This is a genomic window from Salinadaptatus halalkaliphilus (assembly GCF_006543045.1).
GTDB lineage: Archaea > Halobacteriota > Halobacteria > Halobacteriales > Natrialbaceae > Salinadaptatus > Salinadaptatus halalkaliphilus.
Window position 1 is genome coordinate 258,736 of record NZ_RBZW01000003.1, and the last position, 18,966, is coordinate 277,701.

At 63.1% G+C, this 18,966-nt stretch carries 23 protein-coding genes; 14 read left to right on the top strand and 9 right to left on the bottom strand.

Annotation, left to right across the window (positions count from 1 at the left end; translation table 11 throughout):
- Positions 1-80: 80 nt before the first annotated feature.
- The 3 genes from D8Y22_RS01345 (at position 81) to D8Y22_RS01355 (ending at position 3,704) form a co-directional block, all read left to right on the top strand.
- The gene (locus D8Y22_RS01345) at positions 81-1,817 is read left to right on the top strand and encodes a histidine kinase N-terminal 7TM domain-containing protein (RefSeq protein WP_246084324.1); all 1,737 of its coding nucleotides are present in this window, start codon (positions 81-83) and stop codon (positions 1,815-1,817) included.
- Between the two features lie 120 nt (positions 1,818-1,937).
- Positions 1,938-3,224, top strand: a complete 1,287-nt coding sequence (locus D8Y22_RS01350; RefSeq protein ID WP_141462754.1) for an O-acetylhomoserine aminocarboxypropyltransferase/cysteine synthase family protein — start codon at positions 1,938-1,940, stop codon at positions 3,222-3,224.
- Positions 3,225-3,314: 90 nt separating this feature from the next.
- The gene (locus D8Y22_RS01355; protein WP_141462755.1) at positions 3,315-3,704 is read left to right on the top strand and encodes a DUF7522 family protein; all 390 of its coding nucleotides are present in this window, start codon (positions 3,315-3,317) and stop codon (positions 3,702-3,704) included.
- Here D8Y22_RS01355 and D8Y22_RS22140 read toward each other — a convergent pair.
- Complete coding sequence (locus D8Y22_RS22140) at positions 3,701-3,877, bottom strand: hypothetical protein (RefSeq protein ID WP_174811718.1); 177 nt, start codon at positions 3,875-3,877, stop codon at positions 3,701-3,703. The genes D8Y22_RS01355 and D8Y22_RS22140 overlap by 4 nt on opposite strands.
- A 169-nt stretch (positions 3,878-4,046) precedes the next feature.
- Between D8Y22_RS22140 and D8Y22_RS01360 the strand changes: the two genes are divergently transcribed.
- Entirely contained in the window at positions 4,047-4,574 is a 528-nt protein-coding gene (locus D8Y22_RS01360) for a DUF5813 family protein (RefSeq protein ID WP_141462756.1), read from the top strand.
- Between the two features lie 102 nt (positions 4,575-4,676).
- Here D8Y22_RS01360 and D8Y22_RS01365 read toward each other — a convergent pair whose 3' ends face one another.
- Positions 4,677-4,907, bottom strand: a complete 231-nt coding sequence (locus D8Y22_RS01365) for an Lrp/AsnC family transcriptional regulator (RefSeq protein ID WP_141462757.1) — start codon at positions 4,905-4,907, stop codon at positions 4,677-4,679.
- 143 nt (positions 4,908-5,050) lie between these two features.
- Here D8Y22_RS01365 and D8Y22_RS01370 point away from each other — a divergent pair, with 143 nt between their 5' ends.
- Positions 5,051-5,758, top strand: coding sequence for a potassium channel family protein (locus D8Y22_RS01370; protein ID WP_141462758.1), 708 nt, complete (start codon positions 5,051-5,053; stop codon positions 5,756-5,758).
- Positions 5,758-5,988 carry an Lrp/AsnC family transcriptional regulator gene (locus tag D8Y22_RS01375; RefSeq protein WP_141462759.1) on the top strand — a complete coding sequence of 77 codons (231 nt, stop codon included), beginning with the start codon at positions 5,758-5,760 and terminating at the stop codon, positions 5,986-5,988. The genes D8Y22_RS01370 and D8Y22_RS01375 overlap by 1 nt, the downstream gene beginning before the upstream one ends.
- 45 nt (positions 5,989-6,033) lie before the next feature.
- On the opposite strand, the gene tmk is transcribed toward D8Y22_RS01375, so the two are convergent.
- Positions 6,034-6,630 carry a dTMP kinase gene (tmk, locus tag D8Y22_RS01380; protein WP_141462760.1) on the bottom strand — a complete coding sequence of 199 codons (597 nt, stop codon included), beginning with the start codon at positions 6,628-6,630 and terminating at the stop codon, positions 6,034-6,036.
- Positions 6,631-6,731: 101 nt separating this feature from the next.
- On the opposite strand from tmk, the gene D8Y22_RS01385 reads away from it, so the two are divergent.
- The 3 genes from D8Y22_RS01385 to cofC all read left to right on the top strand — a co-directional run bounded on the left by D8Y22_RS01385 (position 6,732) and on the right by cofC (position 9,773).
- Complete coding sequence (locus D8Y22_RS01385; protein WP_141462761.1) at positions 6,732-7,640, top strand: complex I NDUFA9 subunit family protein; 909 nt, start codon at positions 6,732-6,734, stop codon at positions 7,638-7,640.
- A gap of 227 nt (positions 7,641-7,867) precedes the next feature.
- A complete protein-coding gene (locus D8Y22_RS01390) occupies positions 7,868-9,046 on the top strand; it encodes a tubulin/FtsZ family protein (protein ID WP_141462762.1) in 1,179 nt (392 codons plus the stop codon).
- An 88-nt stretch (positions 9,047-9,134) separates the two neighbouring features.
- Complete coding sequence (gene cofC, locus D8Y22_RS01395; RefSeq protein ID WP_141462763.1) at positions 9,135-9,773, top strand: 2-phospho-L-lactate guanylyltransferase; 639 nt, start codon at positions 9,135-9,137, stop codon at positions 9,771-9,773.
- Between the two features lie 65 nt (positions 9,774-9,838).
- On the opposite strand, the gene D8Y22_RS01400 is transcribed toward cofC, so the two are convergent.
- A complete protein-coding gene (locus tag D8Y22_RS01400; protein WP_141462764.1) occupies positions 9,839-10,765 on the bottom strand; it encodes a Vms1/Ankzf1 family peptidyl-tRNA hydrolase in 927 nt (308 codons plus the stop codon).
- A 29-nt stretch (positions 10,766-10,794) separates the two neighbouring features.
- Positions 10,795-11,208 (bottom strand): DUF5802 family protein, encoded by a 414-nt coding sequence (locus tag D8Y22_RS01405; protein ID WP_141462765.1) that lies wholly within the window; start codon positions 11,206-11,208, stop codon positions 10,795-10,797.
- A gap of 263 nt (positions 11,209-11,471) precedes the next feature.
- On the opposite strand from D8Y22_RS01405, the gene D8Y22_RS01410 reads away from it, so the two are divergent.
- Positions 11,472-12,287, top strand: coding sequence for a hypothetical protein (locus D8Y22_RS01410; protein ID WP_141462767.1), 816 nt, complete (start codon positions 11,472-11,474; stop codon positions 12,285-12,287).
- 70 nt (positions 12,288-12,357) lie between these two features.
- Positions 12,358-13,011 carry an ArsR/SmtB family transcription factor gene (locus D8Y22_RS01415; RefSeq protein WP_141462768.1) on the top strand — a complete coding sequence of 218 codons (654 nt, stop codon included), beginning with the start codon at positions 12,358-12,360 and terminating at the stop codon, positions 13,009-13,011.
- A 102-nt stretch (positions 13,012-13,113) separates the two neighbouring features.
- Here the strand turns inward: D8Y22_RS01415 and D8Y22_RS01420 are convergent, their stop codons facing one another.
- Positions 13,114-13,314: a DUF7835 family putative zinc beta-ribbon protein gene (locus tag D8Y22_RS01420; protein WP_141462769.1), complete on the bottom strand. Its 201-nt coding sequence runs from the start codon at positions 13,312-13,314 to the stop codon at positions 13,114-13,116.
- A 276-nt stretch (positions 13,315-13,590) separates the two neighbouring features.
- On the opposite strand from D8Y22_RS01420, the gene D8Y22_RS01425 reads away from it, so the two are divergent.
- Entirely contained in the window at positions 13,591-14,130 is a 540-nt protein-coding gene (locus tag D8Y22_RS01425; protein ID WP_141462770.1) for an HIT family protein, read from the top strand.
- Positions 14,131-14,291: 161 nt separating this feature from the next.
- Positions 14,292-14,696, top strand: coding sequence for a cupin domain-containing protein (locus D8Y22_RS01430; RefSeq protein WP_141462772.1), 405 nt, complete (start codon positions 14,292-14,294; stop codon positions 14,694-14,696).
- A gap of 12 nt (positions 14,697-14,708) precedes the next feature.
- Here the strand turns inward: D8Y22_RS01430 and D8Y22_RS01435 are convergent, their stop codons facing one another.
- Both D8Y22_RS01435 and D8Y22_RS01440 read right to left on the bottom strand, forming a co-directional pair.
- Positions 14,709-14,948, bottom strand: a complete 240-nt coding sequence (locus D8Y22_RS01435; protein ID WP_141462773.1) for a glutaredoxin family protein — start codon at positions 14,946-14,948, stop codon at positions 14,709-14,711.
- A gap of 350 nt (positions 14,949-15,298) precedes the next feature.
- A complete protein-coding gene (locus tag D8Y22_RS01440; RefSeq protein ID WP_246084325.1) occupies positions 15,299-16,924 on the bottom strand; it encodes an acyl-CoA carboxylase subunit beta in 1,626 nt (541 codons plus the stop codon).
- A 164-nt stretch (positions 16,925-17,088) separates the two neighbouring features.
- On the opposite strand from D8Y22_RS01440, the gene D8Y22_RS01445 reads away from it, so the two are divergent.
- Positions 17,089-17,568, top strand: coding sequence for a redoxin domain-containing protein (locus tag D8Y22_RS01445; protein ID WP_141462775.1), 480 nt, complete (start codon positions 17,089-17,091; stop codon positions 17,566-17,568).
- Between the two features lie 80 nt (positions 17,569-17,648).
- Here the strand turns inward: D8Y22_RS01445 and D8Y22_RS01450 are convergent, their stop codons facing one another.
- Entirely contained in the window at positions 17,649-18,902 is a 1,254-nt protein-coding gene (locus D8Y22_RS01450) for a tRNA (N(6)-L-threonylcarbamoyladenosine(37)-C(2))-methylthiotransferase (RefSeq protein WP_141462776.1), read from the bottom strand.
- Between the last annotated feature and the right edge of the window lie 64 nt (positions 18,903-18,966).

Genomic DNA, 18,966 nt, shown 5'->3' on the forward strand with positions numbered 1-18,966 from the left:
GTCCACCGCCCAGTTCCCGCCGCTCACCCGTTGGCCACAACAGCAAAGATCCCGACTACTGAACACCCACTGTTGTGTTGGTGCCCCCCTGGCCCGTCACCGGTTCGTTGCTCGCGGGGGCTGGATCCGTTCTGCTGTTAGCGTACCTCTGGCGTCATCGGGGGAAACCCGGAGTCAACTGGTTCGTATTGACGCTGGTCGCACAGTCGGTGTGGTGTTTCTCCTATGGCATCTCGTTGCTCGTCTTCGATCCGACCCTCCGGATCGGCATGGAAATGCTGACCTGGGTCGCGATCATGTGGACCGGGCTGCCGTTCCTGGCGTTCGGCCTCGAGTACACCGGTCGAGGATCCCTTATCCGGACGCCGTGGTTCGGGCTCTTGGCACTCCTGCCGGTGGTGACGACCGTGCTCGTGGTGACCAACCCCGTTCACTCGCTGGTCTGGAGCGAGTTTCGGATCGATCCCGTCTTCGGCGCGGCGACGGTTTCCTACGAGTTCGAGGCCTGGGCCTACGTCGCGATCATGATCGGGACGGTGTTTGCCGCCTCGGGGACGCTCCTGCTGTTCGACACCGTCGTCAGCTACGGGCCGCTCTACCGGCGAGAGGCGCTCGCGGTCGGACTCAGCACGCTCCCACCGGGGATAGCCCTGCTCGCGTGGCTGTTCGAGATCGGGCCGGTTCCACAGCTCAATCTCTCGGCGGTCATGTTTCTCCCGCACGTCCTCTTCGATGCGTACGCGTTCGTCGGGAGCAACATGTTCACCTTCAGTCCCTCGACCCGTCGCAGGGCCGACCAATCCGCGATCGAGGACCTCGAGAACCCGTTTCTCGTCGTGGATCCCAACGAGCGGATCGTCGATCTGAATCCGGCGGCCGAATCGGCGTTCGACGTGACCCAGTCGGCGGTGCTCGGGCGCGACCTCGAGGCGGTCGTGGAACTGGAGATCGACCTCACGGCGGACAACCAGATCATCACCCGCAACGACGCTGGACAGTACCGCGAACTAGCAGTCTCGACCTCGCCGCTTCGGGAATCGACCGGGGGCGTCGTCGGCTACACCGTGTTACTACAGGACATCACGGACCGCCGTCAGCGAAAACAGCGACTCGACGTGTTGAATCGGATCCTCCGGCACAACCTTCGCAACGATCTAAACGTCGCCGAGGGCTACGTCGGCATCGTCGCGGATCGAACCGACGACGAGGAACTGCAGGCGATGCTCGAGGACGCCCACACCGACATCACGGGCGTCATCGGGATGGCCGAGAAAGCGTGGGCATTCGAACGAGCCCTCGACTCCCTTCAGGGTGAGCCAGAACCCGTCTCGCTTCAGGCGGTACTGGAGACGGTCGCCGCCGACGTCGAATCCACAACCGACAGTCGCGTCGACGTCGACGTCCCCGCTGGATTGACACTCGAGAGCCAGCGAGCACTGCTCGTCCAGCTGTTCACGAACCTCGCCGAGAACGCCGTCGTCCACACCGACGCGGCGTCGCCGTCGGTCGCCATCACGCTCGAGGGGACCGCGGACGGCGTCGCCGTCGTCTCGGTCGTCGACGACGGCCCCGGCGTACCAGCCCACGAACTCGAGGTTCTCGAACAGGGCGAGGAGACATCGCTCGAACACGGAAGCGGACTCGGGTTGTGGCTCGTCGTCTGGTGCGTCCGAACGCTCGGTGGCGACATCGAGTTCGATACCACGGACGGGACGACCGTGACCGTCCGCCTGCCGGGTGTGATCGACCGTCCCGAAACGGACCGGAACGAGGGCGGGGACTCGTACGGACCGCTGTCGGCGGACGGCGAAGCCTAACCCACTCGAGGGGCGACCGAACGGATTGGGGCGCGGCTGCGAAGACCGTCGTCCGCGTGTTCCGTTCGACCGGGACTGCCCACAACACTGTTTTACGCCGTGCGTGTCAGAGTACGATACATGAGCGACGAGACTACCGACCGAGAGTTCGCCACAGACAGCATCCACGCGGGCCAGGAACCCGACCCGACGACCGGCGCTCGAGCGCCGCCGCTGTACCAGACGACCTCCTACGAGTTCGACGACACGGACCACGCCGCTGCACTGTTCGGCTTAGAAGAATTTGGCAACATCTACTCGCGGATCATGAACCCGACGAACGCGATGTTAGAAGAGCGCATCGCGACGCTGGAAGGCGGCGTCGGCGCACTCGCCACGTCGTCGGGAATGGCCGCGTTCGACCTCGCAACCTTCATCCTCGCCGACGTTGGCGACAACATCGTCTCGGCGTCGTCGCTCTACGGCGGCACCTACACCTACCTCACCCACACCGTCTCGAAGCGCGGCATCGAGACGAAGTTCGTCGACACGCTCGATTACGAGGCCTACGCGGAGGCCATCGACGACGACACCGCCTTCGTCCACTTAGAGACGATCGGTAACCCCGCGTTGGTAACGCCCGACATCGAACGCATCGCCGACATCGCTCACGATCACGACGTGCCGTTGTTCGTCGACAACACGTTCGCGACGCCGTATCTGTGCCGCCCGCTCGAGCACGGTGCGGATCTGGTCTGGAACTCGACGACGAAGTGGATCCACGGCGCCGGCTCGACGGTGGGCGGTATCCTGGTCGACGGCGGCTCCTTCCCCTGGGACGAGGGCGACTACCCCGAGGTCGCCGAGCCGAATCCAGCGTATCACGGCGTCAACTTCTACGAGACCTTCGGCGAGCAGGCGTTCGCGCTGGCAGCCCGAACGCGCGGCCTGCGCGATCTGGGGAACCAGCAGGCGCCCTTCGACGCCTGGGTCACCCTGCAGAAACTCGAGTCGCTCCCCCTGCGGATGGAAAAACACTGCGAGAACGCGATGGCCGTCGCCGAGTACCTCGAGGATCACGACGATGTCGCGTGGGTCAACTATCCCGGCCTCGAGAGCCACGAAACTCACGAGAACGCCGAAAAATACCTCGAGGGCGGCTACGGCGGCATGATCACGTTCGGCCTCGAGGGCGGCTACGACGCCGCTGAGACGGTCTGTAACGAGGTCGATCTGGCCAGCCTGCTCGCGAACGTCGGCGACGCGAAGACGCTGATCATCCACCCTGCGAGCACGACCCACCAGCAACTCACCGAGGAGGAGAAACTCGCGAGCGGCACCACCGACGACCTCGTGCGTCTCTCGGTCGGCATCGAGGACGTCGACGACGTGATCGCCGACCTCGAGCAGGCCATCGCGCAGGCCTGATTCGGGACACTACTCGATAGATCGATCCGGTACTATCAGCGCGTTCAAAATGCCCCCCGTGATTAAGGTCTCCCGGTCCAATCGTCCGGTATGGGCACTGGCCTACTCACCTCAGGGGCAGCCGATCGAATCGTCACGACCTGCCGGACAGCGATCGGGGACAGTCTCCGATCGGTCACATACTTCGATCGGGACGACTTCGAGCAGGTGTACCTCCGGGAGGATCTCGAGCGGGATGCGGACCTCTCGACGTTTATCGGTCACGAGTGGCGCGGCTTCAAGACCGCCCAGACCGCCTACGAAGGGTCCGAACTCGGCGATTACAACTACACGATTCGAGTCTTCGACAACGGCTTTCTGATCCGAGTTACCACCGACAGCGAGGGCGTCTTCGTGACGACCGACGGACTGACGGTCAAAGACTTCGAAGAAGTCGCGACGGCGCTCAATTCGTTCCTCGAGGAACGAGAAGTGTCCTAAGGAGGAGAGCGACCGGGTTCGGTACGGTCGACATCGGGAACGGGGTCGTCCGTTCGCGAGTCGTCAGACGGCGTCGTCTCGGAGCCGATCGGTAACCCAGAGCCGGGTTCGCCATCGGTACCGAGCAAGCGAGCGAACCGACGGCGTTCGGCAGCATGTCTATCGAGAGCCATATCACCGACCAACGTCGATATCGATTGTAGTAATGAACGGCGTTTACATCGGAAAGGATCTGCTACCGTCTCGAAACGGTCCGGTAACCGCCGGGTTCGGTTCCCCTTTCCGGGCACCGAATCGATCGTAGCGTAACATCCTTTGCCGTCTCGCCAGTAATCCGTGTTAATGACCGACGCCGAACGTCCATCCGCCGTCGAACGCGAACTCGAGCGCCACGACGCGTTCGAACCAGCCGACGACACCTATCGACTGACGACGACTGTTTTCGACGCCGCGGTCGACGTGACACCCGCAGACGGCGCTCGCGACGGGGAATTCGCGGTCACCGTCACCCTTCCGACCCTCGATAACGCCGTCGCCGGCGAACGCGTCGCTACCGCCGTCGAAGACGGCTGGTACGAGACCCTCAAGCGGCGACTCGCCGACATCTTTACCGTCGCACAGACAACGACGCACGACAACCCTACCGTCTCGCGCGACGACGACACCGTTACCGTTCGCCTCGAGTATACGGCGCGGGATGCTGGCGAGGGCGTCGCGGACGCGAAAACACTGGTCGAGTTCGTCGAAGGGACCTACGCACAGGGGATCATTCCCGGCTACGAGTACCGCGGGCCGGCCGGGACGTTGCTCGAGAACGCCCAACAACGCGGGGAGCAGGCGGACGGTGACGCTGGCGGCATGCCCATGTGAGTTCCGACGATAGCCCGACTCATACGGTTTACTGTAAGTCATTGCCGGCGCAACCGCGACCCGGGCGGCAGTTGCGCCGGTAAACCGTTACAGCAATCCGTATCAATCCATCGCGATGTACGTTTTTGTCTCGGTGACGCCCTCGAGTCCCTGGATATCCGACGAGACGGCCTTGAGCACGTCGTAGACTTCCGGGGCGTCGGTTTCGACGATGATGTCGTAGTTGCCGGCGACGATGTGGGCGTTCGAGACCGACTCGAAGCCCCTGATCGACTCGAGCAGCCCCTCCGACGATCCGGCAGCCGTCTTCACCATAATAAATGCGTGAACCATCGGTCGGGGTGTGGTACTCTCCCACACGACTAAAGCCTTTGCCCGCCGCCGTGTCGACCTCGATCGGCGGCCGATAGTATCATAAATCTGTGGTGTGTGGATTGGGGACAACCTTATTGCCAGGGGCCACCGTATAGCGCCCTATGCGGTTCGTGATTATCGGGGCCGGACGGGTTGGGCTGCGCACAGCGCGAGTCCTGCGCGAGGAGGGTCACGAGATCGTCCTCGTCGAGCGTGACGGTGCGTTAGTCAGACGCGCTCGCAACGAGGAGTTTACCGTCATCGACGGCGACGGCTCCAAGGAGGCTATCCTCGAGGAAGCCGGCGTGACGAAAGCCGACGCGGTCGGCGCGCTGACCAGCGATCTGAACGTCAACTTCACCGTCTGCATGATCGCAAACCACTACGGCTGCCGGACGATCATGCGCATCGACGAGGCCTACCGCGAAGAGATCTACCGGAAGTACGCGGACGAAGTCGACGAGGTGGTCTACCCCGAACGCCTCGGCGCTATCGGCGCGAAAAACGCCCTGCTTGGCGGAACGATCCGAGCGGTCGCCGACATCGCGCCCCACCTACAGATCGTCGAGCTGACGATCACCGACGACGCACCGGTCAACGGCTACACGATCAGTGAACTCGAGCTGCCGGCGGACGCGACCGTCCTGGCCTTTGGGAAGCGCGATGGCGACCTCGAGATACCGTCCGAAGACGAATCGCTCGCGGCCGGCGACCGACTCGTCGTGCTCGCGGACTTCGACGTCTTGAGCGAGGTGCGACAGCTGCTCGTCGGGGCGGATCCCGAGCAGATAGTTACGACTGCCGGATCGACGAATGGAGGTGCTTCCTGATGGTTACAGCATTTATCATGATCAAAGCGAACACGGGCGACGCGGATCGGCTTCGAGACGAAATGACGGCGATCGCCGGCGTCGAGTCGGCACACATCGTCGCCGGCGACGTCGACATCATCGCGAAAGCACAGGTCGAGACACCGGCGGCAGTCAAAGAGATCGCCGCGACCCAGATCCAGGGGATCGAGGGCGTCGAAGATACACAGACCTACATCGCGATGGAGTAAGTTCCACTATCGAACGAGCGCCGTCGACCGGCCTGGGAGCGATCGTTACGGGACGTTCTCGGCAAGGACGTCTTTGACGGCCTCGAGCACCGCAGCCGGCTCTCGATTCGCGTCGATACGAGCGAATCGGTCGGGGTCGCGCTCGAGCAGTCGTTCGTAGTTGTCACGGACGGCAGCGAGGTAGTCGGCGTGTTCGAACTTGTTCGTCGCGCCCGCGCGTTCGGCTCCCGTTTCCGGCTCGACGTCGAGGTAGATCGTGAGATCGGGTTCGATCGAGAACGGCTCGTGGACATCGACCACGTACTCGAGGGGGTCTTCGAGCGCGAGCCGATCCGACGCCGCAAGCGTCGCGCCCTGATAGGCGAACCGCGAGTCGGAGTAGCGATCCGAGATCACGAGATCGCCGCGCCCGATGGCGGGTTCGATCACCCGCGAGAGGTGATCGGCGTGGTCGGCGGTGTAGAGAAAGAGTTCGGCCAGCGGATCGGCATCGGCGTCCTCGATCGACCGGTAGACGGCCTCACCGTACCAAGAGTCGTCGGTCGGTTCACGAGTGAACGTCGCGTCCGGATACGACTCCTGGAGGGCCCCCCAGACCGTCGTCTTCCCGCTGCCGTCGAGTCCCTCGAGCGTGACCAGCATATCCACGTCTCGGTGGGTGTGGTACTTAGATGGTGCCTATCCAGCCTCACCGACGCTGGTTACCGATCAGCTATTTATCGCTGGGACTGTTCGGTTCGTGTATGCGAATCCTCGTCGCCGGCGGCACCGGCTTTATCGGGACGAATCTGTGTCGTGAGCTCACCGCACGCGGCCACGAGGTGACTGCGCTCTCGCGGAATCCGGACGACGCCACGCCCGAAGGCGTCCAGTCGGCGGTGGGCGATGTCACGGCCTACGACTCGATCGTCGACGCCGTCGCGGATCACGACGCCGTCGTCAACCTCGTCTCGCTGTCGCCGCTGTACCAGCCGACGGGCGAACTCGATCACGAAACGGTCCACCTCGGCGGAACGAAGAACCTCGTGCGGGCGGCCGAAGCGGGCGATATCGGCCGGTTCCTCCAGATGAGCGGTCTCGACGCCGATCCGAACGCCGCGACCGCCTACCTCCGTGCGAAAGGACAGGCAGAGACGGTCGTTCGCGAGTCCGATCTCGAGTGGACGATCTTCCGCCCGTCGGTCGTCTTCGGCGAGGGCGACGAGTTCGTCGGCTTTACGAAGACGCTGACGACGCCGTACGTGACCGGGCTTCCCGGCGGCGGAGACACTCGGTTTCAACCGATCTGGGTCGGCGATCTCGCCCCGATGCTCGCCGACGCCCTCGAGGACGACGAGCACGTCGGCGAAATCTACGAGGTGGCCGGGCCGGACGTGCTCACCCTCGCGGACGTGACGAAACTCGTCTACGCGGCCGAAGGCAGGTCCGTGACGGTCTTGCCGATCCCCACGTCGCTCGCCAAACTCGGACTCTCCGTGATCGATCCGATTCCCGTTGTTCCCTTCGGGACGGATCAGGCGCGCTCGCTCGAGATCGACAACACCGTCGCCGACAACGACGCGTCGGTCTTTGGCTACGAAGCGGACGATCTCCGGAGCCTCGAGTCCGCACTGGGTGTGGACTCGCGACAGTCACGCCGTGTGGCTCCCTGACAGAGTCCCAACCGCGGCACCGATACACGGCAACACGGCCCAAACCATTATTATAAAAGCGCAAACACGTCAGTGTGTCGCTTTGCCCACAGGTAGCGTGCACTGACGAAAAACGGGCGCTGTCTGTCGATTCTTCCTGACATTCGGTTATGAGAGAAACTCACATCATCAAAAGATTTATAGTCTTAATCACTCTGTTCCTATCCAACGGAGCCCCCTGACAAATAATGAAGCTGGCGATGATCGGATTCGGACAGGCCGGTGGCAAGATCGTCGATCGTTTTCTCGAGTACGACGATCGGACGGGTAGCGGAATCGTCCGCGCCGCGATCGCGGTGAACTCCGCGAAAGCAGACCTCATGGGTCTCGAGCGCATTCCACAGGAGAACCGCGTACTCATCGGCCAGGCCCGAGTGAAGGGCCACGGCGTGGGTGCAGACAACGAACTCGGCGCGGAGATCGCCGAGGAGGACATCGACGAAGTCCAGAACGCGATCGATCAGATTCCGACCCACGAGGTCGACGCGTTCCTGATCGTCGCTGGGATGGGCGGTGGTACCGGATCCGGTGGCGCACCCGTCCTCGCGAAACACCTCAAACGGATCTATACGATTCCCGTCTACGGACTCGGCGTGCTTCCGGGGACGGACGAAGGTGGAATCTACACGCTCAACGCCGCTCGATCCTTCCAGACGTTCGTCCGCGAGGTCGACAACCTGCTGGTCTTCGACAACGACTCCTGGCGTCAAACCGGCGAGTCAGTCGAAGGCGGCTACGACCAGATCAACGAAGAGATCGTGAGACGATTCGGCATTCTCTTCGGTGCAGGCGAAGTCGGCGAAGGCGAAGATGTCGCCGAGAGTGTCGTCGACTCCTCGGAGATCATCAACACGCTCTCGGGCGGCGGCGTCTCGACGGTCGGCTTTGCCAGCGAACAGGTCGAACTCGAACAGGGGGGCGGCCTCCTCTCTCGGTTTACCGGCGACGACAGCGGCAACGACGATCTCGACGCGGCGAACACGACAAACCGTATCACGAGCCTCGTCCGCAAAGCCGCGCTCGGACGCCTCACGCTGCCCTGTGAGATCGAAGGCACCGAGCGAGCGCTGCTCGTCCTCGCCGGCCCCTCGAACTATCTCAACCGAAAAGGCATCGAACGCGGCCGCAAGTGGCTCGAGGAGGAAACCGGTAGCATGGAAGTCCGCGGTGGCGACTATCCACGCGGGGAACCGGAAGTCGCCGCAGCTATCCTGCTTTCGGGTGTCACCAACGTCCCACGGATCAAGCGACTCCAACAGGTCGCGATCGAAGCCCAGGACAACATCGACGACATTCAGGCCGAAAGCGAGGAGAACTTAGAAGAACTCGTCGAAGACGACGAGGACGAACTCGAACCGCTGTTTTAGGCAGCTGCGTTCGTGTCGGGGGGCACGAACCGGTTGCGGTGGCACGCGGTCGACGTACTTTTGAGCAAGCACTCGATACTCCGGATAGATGCAGGTCGTCGTTCCGTTCGCCGCCGAGTCGCCGAAGACGCGCCTCGAGCCGGTGCTCTCGCCCGACGAGCGATCGACGCTCGCCCGCGCGATGCTCGACGACGTTCTCGAGGCGATTCTCGAGACGGGTCACGAGCCGACGGTCGTCTCGACGGCGCCACTCGATGCTGCAGCGTCCGTCCTCGCGGCCGACTCGGTGTCGGTCGAGATCGACGATCGGTCGCTGACGGCGGCCGTCGACGCCCGGTTACCCGCACCCGGCGACGACCCGGTCGCCGTCGTCATGGCCGATCTCGCACTGGCGACGCCGACCGCACTCAAGGCACTCTTTACGTCCGTCGCAGACGTCGCCATCGCGCCGGGTCGTGGCGGCGGCACGAACGCACTCGTCGTGTCCCATCCCGAATTCTCCGTCGACTACCACGGTGGCTCCTATCTCGATCACTGTGCGATTGCCCGCGAGGTCGATGCGACGCTCGAGACGGTCGACTCCTTCCGATTGGCTACCGACGTCGACGAACCCACAGACCTCGTGGAGATCCTGATTCACGGCGAGGGTCGAGCCCCCGCACGGCTGCGGTCGTTCGGGTTCGAACTCGACACCGACGCGGGTCGAGTCGCCGTCAGCCGTCGCTAACCGAGTGGAGACCGTCAGCGACAACGGCTATAGCCGTCGATGTTCGCGCTGATTCGCCGTGACAATCAAAGCACGCGAACGTCGGTCGTCCAGAACGATCGATGGGCGTCCTCGAGCGCCGATTTCGGCTCGCCGGTCGCGTCGACGGCGCCGGTCGCGACCGGATCGACGGTCGATTCCGCGACGAGCGTCTCGAGGACGCCTCGTTGGCCCACCAGATAGAGCCGATCGGCGGCCGCGTCGTCGACGTAGGCCTCGAGCGTCTCGCGACAGCGCTCGAGGTGGTCGTCGATCTGTTCGTCACGAATGCGTTCGAATCGGGCCTGCGAGAAGCCGCCTTTGGAGTGGCTGCCTTTGACATCGCTTTCGAACCCGCGGTAGTCGGTCCGGTCGCCGTCATCGTAGCGGCCGACGGCGAAGAGGTCGGCTCGAACGAGTGCGAGGACGTAGCGTCCGGTCGGCAAAAACCACTCGCGCTCGAGTCGAAATCGATCGTCCCAGGACTCCTCAAGATCCGGGCGGACGGGCGGATCGAGGGTGATCGCGAGGAGGCTGGCGTCGTCGAGACAGCACAGACAGGGCGTGGCGTCCTCGAGCAGGGCAATCCGGTCGCCGAGCACGGCCTCGAGGTCGGTATCGATGTCGTCGAGTCCGGCGTCGACGGTTGTCGTCAGCGCACCTTCGGGGCCGGTCCGAAACGACGTGAGTCGGTCGACGATACCGTCGAGTTCGGCGCCGCGAACTCGCTCACGCCGGCGATACTCGAGATCGGTCTCGTCCTCGCGGACGCGCTCGAGTTCGCCCTCGAGCTGGGCGATGCGATCCTCGAGTCGGTTCAGTTCCCGCTCGGCGTCCTGTCTGGCCGTCGCAGCGTCGGCTCGGCGTTCGGATTCGGCCTCGTACTGGGCCTGCAGGCGTTCGTTTTCGGCCTCGAGTTCGTCGATACGCTCTTTCAGCGATGCGCGGCCGAGCAACTCGTCGACGTCGAACATCCGGGCGAACACGCGAAGCGAGACTACTTTTAGGTTCCGACGCCGGGATAGCCATCGTCTGGTTCCGGGCCGTCACGGTCCGCTGTTTCGACGCCGGGTGGCTCCCAGCCACTCGCAAACTCGAGCAACTGTCTGGCCCGCTCTCGCCGGGCGAGAAACACTTCCCGAAGCGACGGCGGATTTCGTATTTCGCTTCCCTCGAGCAACGACTCGGGAAGCGCGAGCGTATTGGCCGGAACCGATTCGTCGCCGTGGACCGCGAAGTGTTGGGACTGGAGTTTCATCACCAGCGGCGTCTCGAGCGACTCGATCCCGTCGCCCGTTGTATACACTGCTTCGTTGATTCGTTCGTGTTGGTCGCTGTGCATGATGGCGTGATCCCGGTCGGTCGGGGTCACGTAGAGACGTCCGAGATAGTAGCTGCGTGAGAACACCTCGAACATTGGTACCAGTACACAAGGACCGGAGCCGTATAACTATTTGCGAACAGATTTAAATTGACCTGTCTATCGATCCCAGCGTCGGGATCGACGAACTCCGAGGAGACTCCCGAGCAGTGGTCTCGAGTCCGTGACGTGTGGCGACTCGTTTAGGCTAGAAGCGAGTCTAATAAACGCTTTTGATCACTCTCGTCGCGTTATAGTGGCCGATGAACGATTCGAACGAAAGTCCGTCTTTTTAGGATGTTCGACGGCACAGAGACGTGATGCAACCGATCCGGCTGCTCGTCGCGCTCGTGATCGTTGGCGTCGTCGGGCTGGCGATCGCACCGGCCGTCAGCGCCGGTCCCCAGACCGGCGGCCATACCGCGGCGAACGCGACCGAGTCGGGATCGAATACGACGGTCGCGACGTTCATGCAAACCAGTGCTGCCGAAACCGAACAGACGGTGGAGTCAGGGATGTTCGAGGCGGCGTTCGAGAACGCGTCCAACGAGAGTCAGGCCGAGATGGTCGCGGACAGAACTGCCGCGTTCGAGGACCGACTCGAGCGACTCGAGCAGGACTACGACGAACTCAACGAGTCCGGGCCGACCTACGAGCCACGATCGGCGAAATTGATGGCCGAAATATCGTCGCTCGAGCGAGCTATCAACGCGACCAAACCGCGAGCGGCCGAGGCAGGCGTTAGCAGTGACCGACTGAGCCAGCTCCACGCGAACACGTCGACGCTTGCTGGATCCGAGGTCGCCGCGATCGCACAGGAACGCGGTGGCGGACCACCGGTTGGAACCCATTCGCAGAACCAGACACCAGCCCAAAATCAGACCCCACCAGGTGACACAGGCGCCGACGACACGGCCGACGGCGCTGGCTCCGGCGACGAGAAGCCGCCGGCCGACCGTCCGGAACCGACCGAGGGGATGCCCGGATCGAGCGCGAACGGCGACGACACGAGCCCCGGCGCCGAGCCGGATACCGTTGGATCGGAAGACGCCAGCAACGGAGCGGGACCACCCGAGGCTGGGACATCGGGTTCGGCTTCCGACAGTGGTCCGGCGGCGACGACGCCCGAGCGGTAACTGTTCGTACGCTGTTGTATTCGCCCGCGAGCAGACACGCTTTTCAGCACCGATGCCATACGGCCCTCCGATGGACTCCGCCGCGCTGTTGGACTTACTGGGCAACGAAAACCGGCGGCGAATCCTGCGGCTTCTCGCCCGCAAGCCGTGTTACGTCACCGAAATATCGGATTACATCGGTGTGAGCCCGAAAGCGGTCATCGAACACCTCCGAAAACTCGAGGAGGCCGGCTTGATCGAAAGCCGCATCGACGACCAGCGTCGAAAGTACTTCCACATTGCTCGCAACGTTCGTCTCGAGGTCACCGTCTCTCCCTACGGTTTCGCGAGCAAGAGTGCCTATCCCGAAAACAACAGTTTCGATATTACGACCTGCCGTCATCTCACGCTCGATGTCACGTCGGACGAAACCGACGAACTCGAGGCGTTGCTCGGTACGCTCGAGGATCTCGAACGACTCGAAAACGAGTTATCGTTGGCCCAACGCTGGGTGCAGGGACGCCTCTGTGATGTCTTGGATCAAATCTCGGAGACGGCCGGTATCGGCCCCGAAAGTCGAATTTATGCCGACGTTCTCGCGAGCGTTCGAACGCAGCCGAAATCGATCGGCGAACTCAGCACCGACGTGGAGGCGCCACGCGAGGTCGTCGCCGAACTCCTCGAACGAATGGCCGACGAAGGCGTCGTCAGGCGAACCGAACGCGGCTGGGAACTCACGACCTAGGTCGTCACTCGCCGGGTTGTACGCCGAAAAGTGTAGGGGGGTTTTGTGGGGGTGTCGGTGACCGGGCACGTTGCCAACGGTCGATCGGCGCGGTTCGTCGTCTTACGCGTTGTTCATCCGCTGACTCGAGCGGTGGCCACACTGCTGGCACTCGCTCACGCGGTAGGGTTCGCGTGAGAACTGTGCGTTTTCTTCTTTGATGCTTTCGGTGCGAATCTGGACCGACACCTCGTGTAAGGTATCCAGGCCACAGCTGTCACAGTGCTCGGTCATTCCGTTGAATGAGCCATCTGTCGTTGCCATTACCTGCCTACTTGCGGTAGTGCTGTCTTAAAAGCACGCGTCATTTCGAGTCGTGAGTCGTCCCAGCCGTGACGGTATCGGCGCCACGAGACCGTTCGATACCGTTTAATAGCCAGTCTCGGCTGTCCGAAGGTATACGCAAACACAAGTAAGAGCTGCTTACCCACGTGGTCAGTTGGCCCACCGCATACCGACTGCTGTTGGCCGTTTCGCACGATCGCGACGGGTTACGGCTGACATCACCACACTGACTTACAGTTGCGACGTAGTCGTCGTATGGACCAGGTCTTTGCACCCTGGCGGATCGAGTGGATTAGACGGGAGGAAAAGAATCCCGATATCGACGACTGCGTCTTCTGTGAACTCCCTGCTCAGTCGACCGATCGGGAAAACCTCCTCGTCGCTCGCAGCGACCACGCCATCGTGTTGCTCAACAACTATCCGTACAATCCCGGCCACACGATGGTCATTCCACGGTTACACACGGGCGCGTACAGCGACCTCGACGACGACCAACTGCTCGATCACGCCCGCTTGAAACAGCGGACGTTCGACGCGCTCGAGGTCGCACTCGAGCCGGACGGCTTCAACGCCGGCTTGAACCTCGGTGACGGCGCGGGTGGATCGATCGACGACCACCTGCACACGCACGTCGTCCCTCGCTGGGAGGGAGATACCAACTTCATGCCGGTACTCAGCGAGACGTCGGTCATCGTCGAGGCCCTGGACGACACGTACGATCGGCTGCGAGATGCGTTTGCGGCCCAAGACGACACGCGGCTTCCGGACGCCGACAGCGCGGTTATCGTCGAGTGATCCGGTCTGCTGTACCGTTTCTCGGAGCGACCGCAAGCGCTCGCGGTCGTTCCAGTACCGACGTACAGCAGTCCGTATAACACGGCCGAGAACCGGGCAACCAGCAAGGGAGACCGTCGGTCCGTACACTTTTCAGTTATTGATGCGTGTTCACTAGTGGCATGGAATACAAGGTCGTACACACCGACGACGTCCCGATGACCGATCTCTCGGCAGTCGACGAGATTCCACCGGACCTCCAGATTCGAGCGATCGACGAGGTCTTAGAAACCGACGATGTCCAGATCAAACTCTGGTACTTCGAACCCGGTGAGGAGATTCAGTATCACGCACACAGCGAGCAAGAGGAGCTATTCTACGTCGTCGAAGGCGAGTTCTCGCTCAAACTCGGTCGCTCCGGCGAGGAGGAGTTCGTCGACGCAGGGCCGGGGACGTTCTGGATCGCCAAACCCGAAATCGGCCACGGCCATCGGTACGTCGGTGACGACCAGGGCGTCGTTCTCGCACTCGGTGCGCCCGCAGTCGAGGACCCGGGACTGGACCCACACGAGATCGAAGCCGAGTAACCGACGGCCCAGTCACGACGCGTACGTTCGGTCGAGGAACTCGAGGATGCGTTCGGATTCGGCCATCGTGACGCCCTGGTCGTCGTCGACGACGACGGGTACCTGTCGCTGGCCCGAGACGCGTTTGACCTCGTTACGTTTCGAGTGGAGTCCCTCGACCCAGACGCTGTCGTATTCGAGATCGAGTTCTTCGAGTCGATCGACGACGATCTCGCAGTACGGACAGCCTTCGAGACGGTACAGTGTGACCATGGCCGTGATTCGGCTCGGACGGGCAAAAGTGTCGGTGTCACTGGGTCGTCACGGTCGGTCACGAACTCGCGGTGGGGCCAAGCGCCGTCTCGGTCGATCCAGAGGGAGTGTCGTCGGCGGTCATCGTTTCCAACGACGAACCGAAAGACGATGCCACACACAGGAACCGAGAGACGACGGCACAAACAGGATTCGAAACAGTCATACGGATTGCTGTAACGGTTTACCGGTGCAACCGCGTCCCGTCCTGCGGTTGCACCGGAAACGACTTACAGTAAACCGTATCAGTGATGCCCGTCGGATCGCCGCCGATCCGGATCGGTCCGTCGTGCCCGCTCGTCTCGAGGCGCTCAGATCGGGTTGATGCCGTGTTTCTTCGGCGGCCACTCGTCGTCGTACGCCGTTTCCGATCGAGAGAACGTGTCGGCGACCCATTCTCGCGTTTCGACCGGATCGATAGCGGCGTCGACGCCGAACGCCTCGACGGCTCGTATCGCCCCCGTTCGGTTCATGAACTTTCGGACGAGTTCCTCGCGTCGTTGCTCCGGGTCGTCGGCACGCTCGATTTCGCGCCGGTAGGCGATATCGACCGCGCCTTCGATCCCCATCGCGGCGACTTCCGCGGTCGGCCAGACGACCGTCAACTCGTTGCGTGTCGATCGGCCGCCGCCCATCAGGACGTATCCGGCGCCGTAGCCCCGCCGGAGGACCACGCTCACCTTTGGGACGGTCGCGCGGTTTATCTCGAACATCACCTTCCCGGAGTGGCGGGCAATCCCTTCCTCCTCGGAGTCCGGCCCCGGCAGGATCCCCGGCACGTCCATTAGGAACAGCAACGGCACCCCGAACGCGTCACACATGCTGACGAAATGCGAGGACTTGTCGCAAGCCGGCACGTCGAACGTCCCCGCCTTCAGGCGAGGGTTGTTGGCGACGACGCCGATCGGCTGGCCCTCGAGGCGGGCGAACCCGGTGACGATGTTCGGCGCGTACCGCGGTTTGAGTTCGAAGAAAGAGCGCTGGTCGACGATCCCTTCGATCACGTCGTAGATGTCGTAGCCTTTCTTCGTATTAGCCGGAATGATGTCCGTGAGCGCGTCGATGGCGTCCTCGGTCGGCGGCTCGTACCGTTCGCGACGCGGCGGGCTTTCGGTGGCGTTGCTGGGAAGATACGAGAGGAAACGCTTGATGCCGTCGAGACACGCCTCGTCGTCTTCGTACGTGACGTCTGCCATCCCTGTGACGCTCGTCTGGAACTCGGCGCCGCCGATCTCCGCTTTCGAGAGTTCGACGCCGAGGGCAGCTTCGACCAGCGACGGGCCGGCGACGCCCATCGTCGCCTGATCTTCGACCATCGGAACGAAGTCACACGTCGCGGCATAGTTCGTCGGTGCGGCGAACCCCGGCCCCATCATCGCCGAGATCTGTGGTGCCCAGCCCGACAGTTTCGCCTGAAAGACGAAATCGCCGCCGGAGGCGTACGGTCGGGCGTCTAACCCCTCCTGGATTCTGTGTCCCCCGCCGTCGTGCAGCAGGATGAACGGAAAGCCTCGGCGCAGCGCCAGTTCGCCGACGCGGCGCATCTTCTTCCCACCGGTGTGGCCGATCGAGCCGCCTTTGACGGTGAAATCCGTCGCGCCGACGGCGACGGGTCGGCCGTCGACCTCGCCGGTTCCCGTGATGATCCCGTCTGCCGGCGCGTCCTCGCGCTCCCAGTCTCTGGTTTCCGGCGTCGTCGGTGCCGGCGCTGCGAGCTGGCCGAACTCCTTGAAACTGCCCTCGTCACAGAGATACTGGATTCGCTCTCTGGCCGTCAACTTCCCGGCTGCACGCTGTTTTTCGATCGCGTCCGCTCGAGCGTCGTCCGTCACCGCTTCTTTCGCCGCCGCGACGCGTTCGCGAAGCTCCGCCGTCGAGAGCGTTCGCCGATCCGGTTCGTCGTCAGTCATCGGTGCCCGTGAGTCGGTGACCTGCATCGGTCCGTCCTGGTTGTACGCCCACGGCCGCGACTGGCTGCAACTGAATCACACGGATCGTATACCGAGGAGACGTACAAATCAATTTTGGTACCGGGTACCACGGGGACCGACCTCGTTGCTGGGTGACGAGGATTTTTCACGGCGGCGACGCAGATGGTGGTATGCCACCGACAGTCGGCGAGACGGTTCCGAACTTCGAGGCACCGTTGTGCGACGGCGAGACATTTCGGTCGACGACGCTCTCTGCTGCCGTCGGCGCTCGAGGCGCCGTCGTCGTCTGTACCGGCTTCGCCTTCAGTGCGATCGCACAGAACTGGTGGAAACAGTTTGTTCGGGCGGGCTGGGACGAGTTCGAGGACGTTTCGATTCTCGGCGTGAGTCGGGACGGCCCCTACGCCCAGAACGAGTTTCTCCGCTGGCTCGATCGACCGGATTTTCGATTCTTCGCCGATGTCGACGGCGCGGTAGGCGAGTCCCTCGAGTTACTGGCCGACCGCGACCACATGGCGAACGTCTCGACCCCGTGGCGCTCGGCGTTCGTCCTCGATGCCGACCGCGAGGTCCAGTACGCCTTCGTCGCCGACGACTGGATCTCACCGTTGCCCCGGGAAGAGATCGAAGACGCACTCGAGGCGCTGTGAAGAACGCTTCCCCAACGCCACCTCCCTGGAGACGACCAGAACGTAGTTTCCCCGATGGTACTGACTTACAGTAAACCGTATCAGACCGGCTTGCCGAAGGCGTACATCGTCTCGTGGGCCGTGATCTCGAGGTCGACGAAGTCGCCCGGCTCGATACCGTGCTCGCTGGCACGTTGGACGATGATCTGGCGGTAGGCCGAATCACGACACTTGACGGAGTCGGCGGTGCCGTCCTCGACGACGAGGACATCCTCGCGGCGCGTTCCGACCATCGACTCGTAGGCGTCGCCGACGATGTCGCGCTTGGCCGCGCTCATCGCTTTCGAGCGTTCCTTCTTGACCGTCCCGCCGAGGCCCTTCAGGTCGGCGGCGTCGGTGCCCGGCCGCTTCGAGAAGCGGGTGACGTTAACTTTCTCCGGCCGGGTCTCCCGGAGCAGCGCCATCGACTGCTCGTGATCGTGTGCGCTCTCGGTCGGGAAGCCGACGATGAAGTCCGTCGAGAGCGTCCAGTACTCGAGGGCGTCGTCGAAGGTGTCGACGACCTCGAGATACTCGTCGACCTGATGCTGGCGGCGCATGTCACCTAACACGTCGTCCGAGCCCGATTGAACGGGCGCGTGCAGGAAGTCGTAGAGTTCGTCGTGCTCGGCGAAGACGGCGGCCAGTTCCTCGCGGATACCGTGGACGCCTTTCGGGTTGGCCATCCCGACGCGGACGCGAAAGTCGCCCTCGAGGTCGCAGATGCGCTCGAGCAGGCGGTGAAGTTTGCGCTCGCCCTCGTCCCAGCCGTAGACGCCGGTGTCCTGGCCGGTGATCCGGATCTCCTTCGCGCCGGCGTGCAACAGGGCGCGGGCCTTTTCGACGTTCTCTTCGATCGAGGGTGAGTCGATCTTGCCGGTGGCCTGCTTGGTGATGCAGTACGAACAGTCGGACATACAGCCGCGTGCGATGGGGAGGATGCCGACGACGCCGTCGAGGATGGGGTCGGCGTCGGGCGTGGTCGTCGGACACTCGCCGTTGGTGACCGCTTCGGGGACCTTGTCCCAGTGGAGGACCTGGCCGTCGACGTCGGCCTGGGCGAACTCCTCGCCCTGGGCGAGGGCCATACAGCCGGTGATGAACAGATCGGCGGTCTCGTCGGCCAGTTCTTCGGCCCGCCGGAGCATGTTGCGCTCGGTCTTCTCGACGACGGTACAGGTGTTGAGGATGGCCACGTCGGCCTCGTCGGCGCCCTCGACGCGGTGATGGCCCGCATCTCGCAGCCGGCGCTCGATCTCGCGGCTCTCGCCGCGATTTGACGTACAACCGTACGTCTCGATGTGATACCGGGCCATCTGTCTGAACGACTGTCGGGTCCGGGAGGCCAAAAGGCCGACGGATCTGCTCGCACGCCCGAAC

Coding starts and splice junctions, on each gene's coding strand:
- D8Y22_RS01350 (WP_141462754.1), top strand. CDS start 1,938: ATGAGCGACGAGACTACCGACCGAGAGTTCGCCACAGACAGCATCCAC.
- D8Y22_RS01355 (WP_141462755.1), top strand. CDS start 3,315: ATGGGCACTGGCCTACTCACCTCAGGGGCAGCCGATCGAATCGTCACG.
- D8Y22_RS22140 (WP_174811718.1), bottom strand. CDS start 3,877: ATGGCTCTCGATAGACATGCTGCCGAACGCCGTCGGTTCGCTCGCTTG.
- D8Y22_RS01360 (WP_141462756.1), top strand. CDS start 4,047: ATGACCGACGCCGAACGTCCATCCGCCGTCGAACGCGAACTCGAGCGC.
- D8Y22_RS01365 (WP_141462757.1), bottom strand. CDS start 4,907: ATGGTTCACGCATTTATTATGGTGAAGACGGCTGCCGGATCGTCGGAG.
- D8Y22_RS01370 (WP_141462758.1), top strand. CDS start 5,051: ATGCGGTTCGTGATTATCGGGGCCGGACGGGTTGGGCTGCGCACAGCG.
- D8Y22_RS01375 (WP_141462759.1), top strand. CDS start 5,758: ATGGTTACAGCATTTATCATGATCAAAGCGAACACGGGCGACGCGGAT.
- tmk (WP_141462760.1), bottom strand. CDS start 6,630: ATGCTGGTCACGCTCGAGGGACTCGACGGCAGCGGGAAGACGACGGTC.
- D8Y22_RS01385 (WP_141462761.1), top strand. CDS start 6,732: ATGCGAATCCTCGTCGCCGGCGGCACCGGCTTTATCGGGACGAATCTG.
- D8Y22_RS01390 (WP_141462762.1), top strand. CDS start 7,868: ATGAAGCTGGCGATGATCGGATTCGGACAGGCCGGTGGCAAGATCGTC.
- cofC (WP_141462763.1), top strand. CDS start 9,135: ATGCAGGTCGTCGTTCCGTTCGCCGCCGAGTCGCCGAAGACGCGCCTC.
- D8Y22_RS01400 (WP_141462764.1), bottom strand. CDS start 10,765: ATGTTCGACGTCGACGAGTTGCTCGGCCGCGCATCGCTGAAAGAGCGT.
- D8Y22_RS01405 (WP_141462765.1), bottom strand. CDS start 11,208: ATGTTCGAGGTGTTCTCACGCAGCTACTATCTCGGACGTCTCTACGTG.
- D8Y22_RS01410 (WP_141462767.1), top strand. CDS start 11,472: ATGCAACCGATCCGGCTGCTCGTCGCGCTCGTGATCGTTGGCGTCGTC.
- D8Y22_RS01415 (WP_141462768.1), top strand. CDS start 12,358: ATGGACTCCGCCGCGCTGTTGGACTTACTGGGCAACGAAAACCGGCGG.
- D8Y22_RS01420 (WP_141462769.1), bottom strand. CDS start 13,314: ATGGCAACGACAGATGGCTCATTCAACGGAATGACCGAGCACTGTGAC.
- D8Y22_RS01425 (WP_141462770.1), top strand. CDS start 13,591: ATGGACCAGGTCTTTGCACCCTGGCGGATCGAGTGGATTAGACGGGAG.
- D8Y22_RS01430 (WP_141462772.1), top strand. CDS start 14,292: ATGGAATACAAGGTCGTACACACCGACGACGTCCCGATGACCGATCTC.
- D8Y22_RS01435 (WP_141462773.1), bottom strand. CDS start 14,948: ATGGTCACACTGTACCGTCTCGAAGGCTGTCCGTACTGCGAGATCGTC.
- D8Y22_RS01440 (WP_246084325.1), bottom strand. CDS start 16,924: ATGCAGGTCACCGACTCACGGGCACCGATGACTGACGACGAACCGGAT.
- D8Y22_RS01445 (WP_141462775.1), top strand. CDS start 17,089: ATGCCACCGACAGTCGGCGAGACGGTTCCGAACTTCGAGGCACCGTTG.
- D8Y22_RS01450 (WP_141462776.1), bottom strand. CDS start 18,902: ATGGCCCGGTATCACATCGAGACGTACGGTTGTACGTCAAATCGCGGC.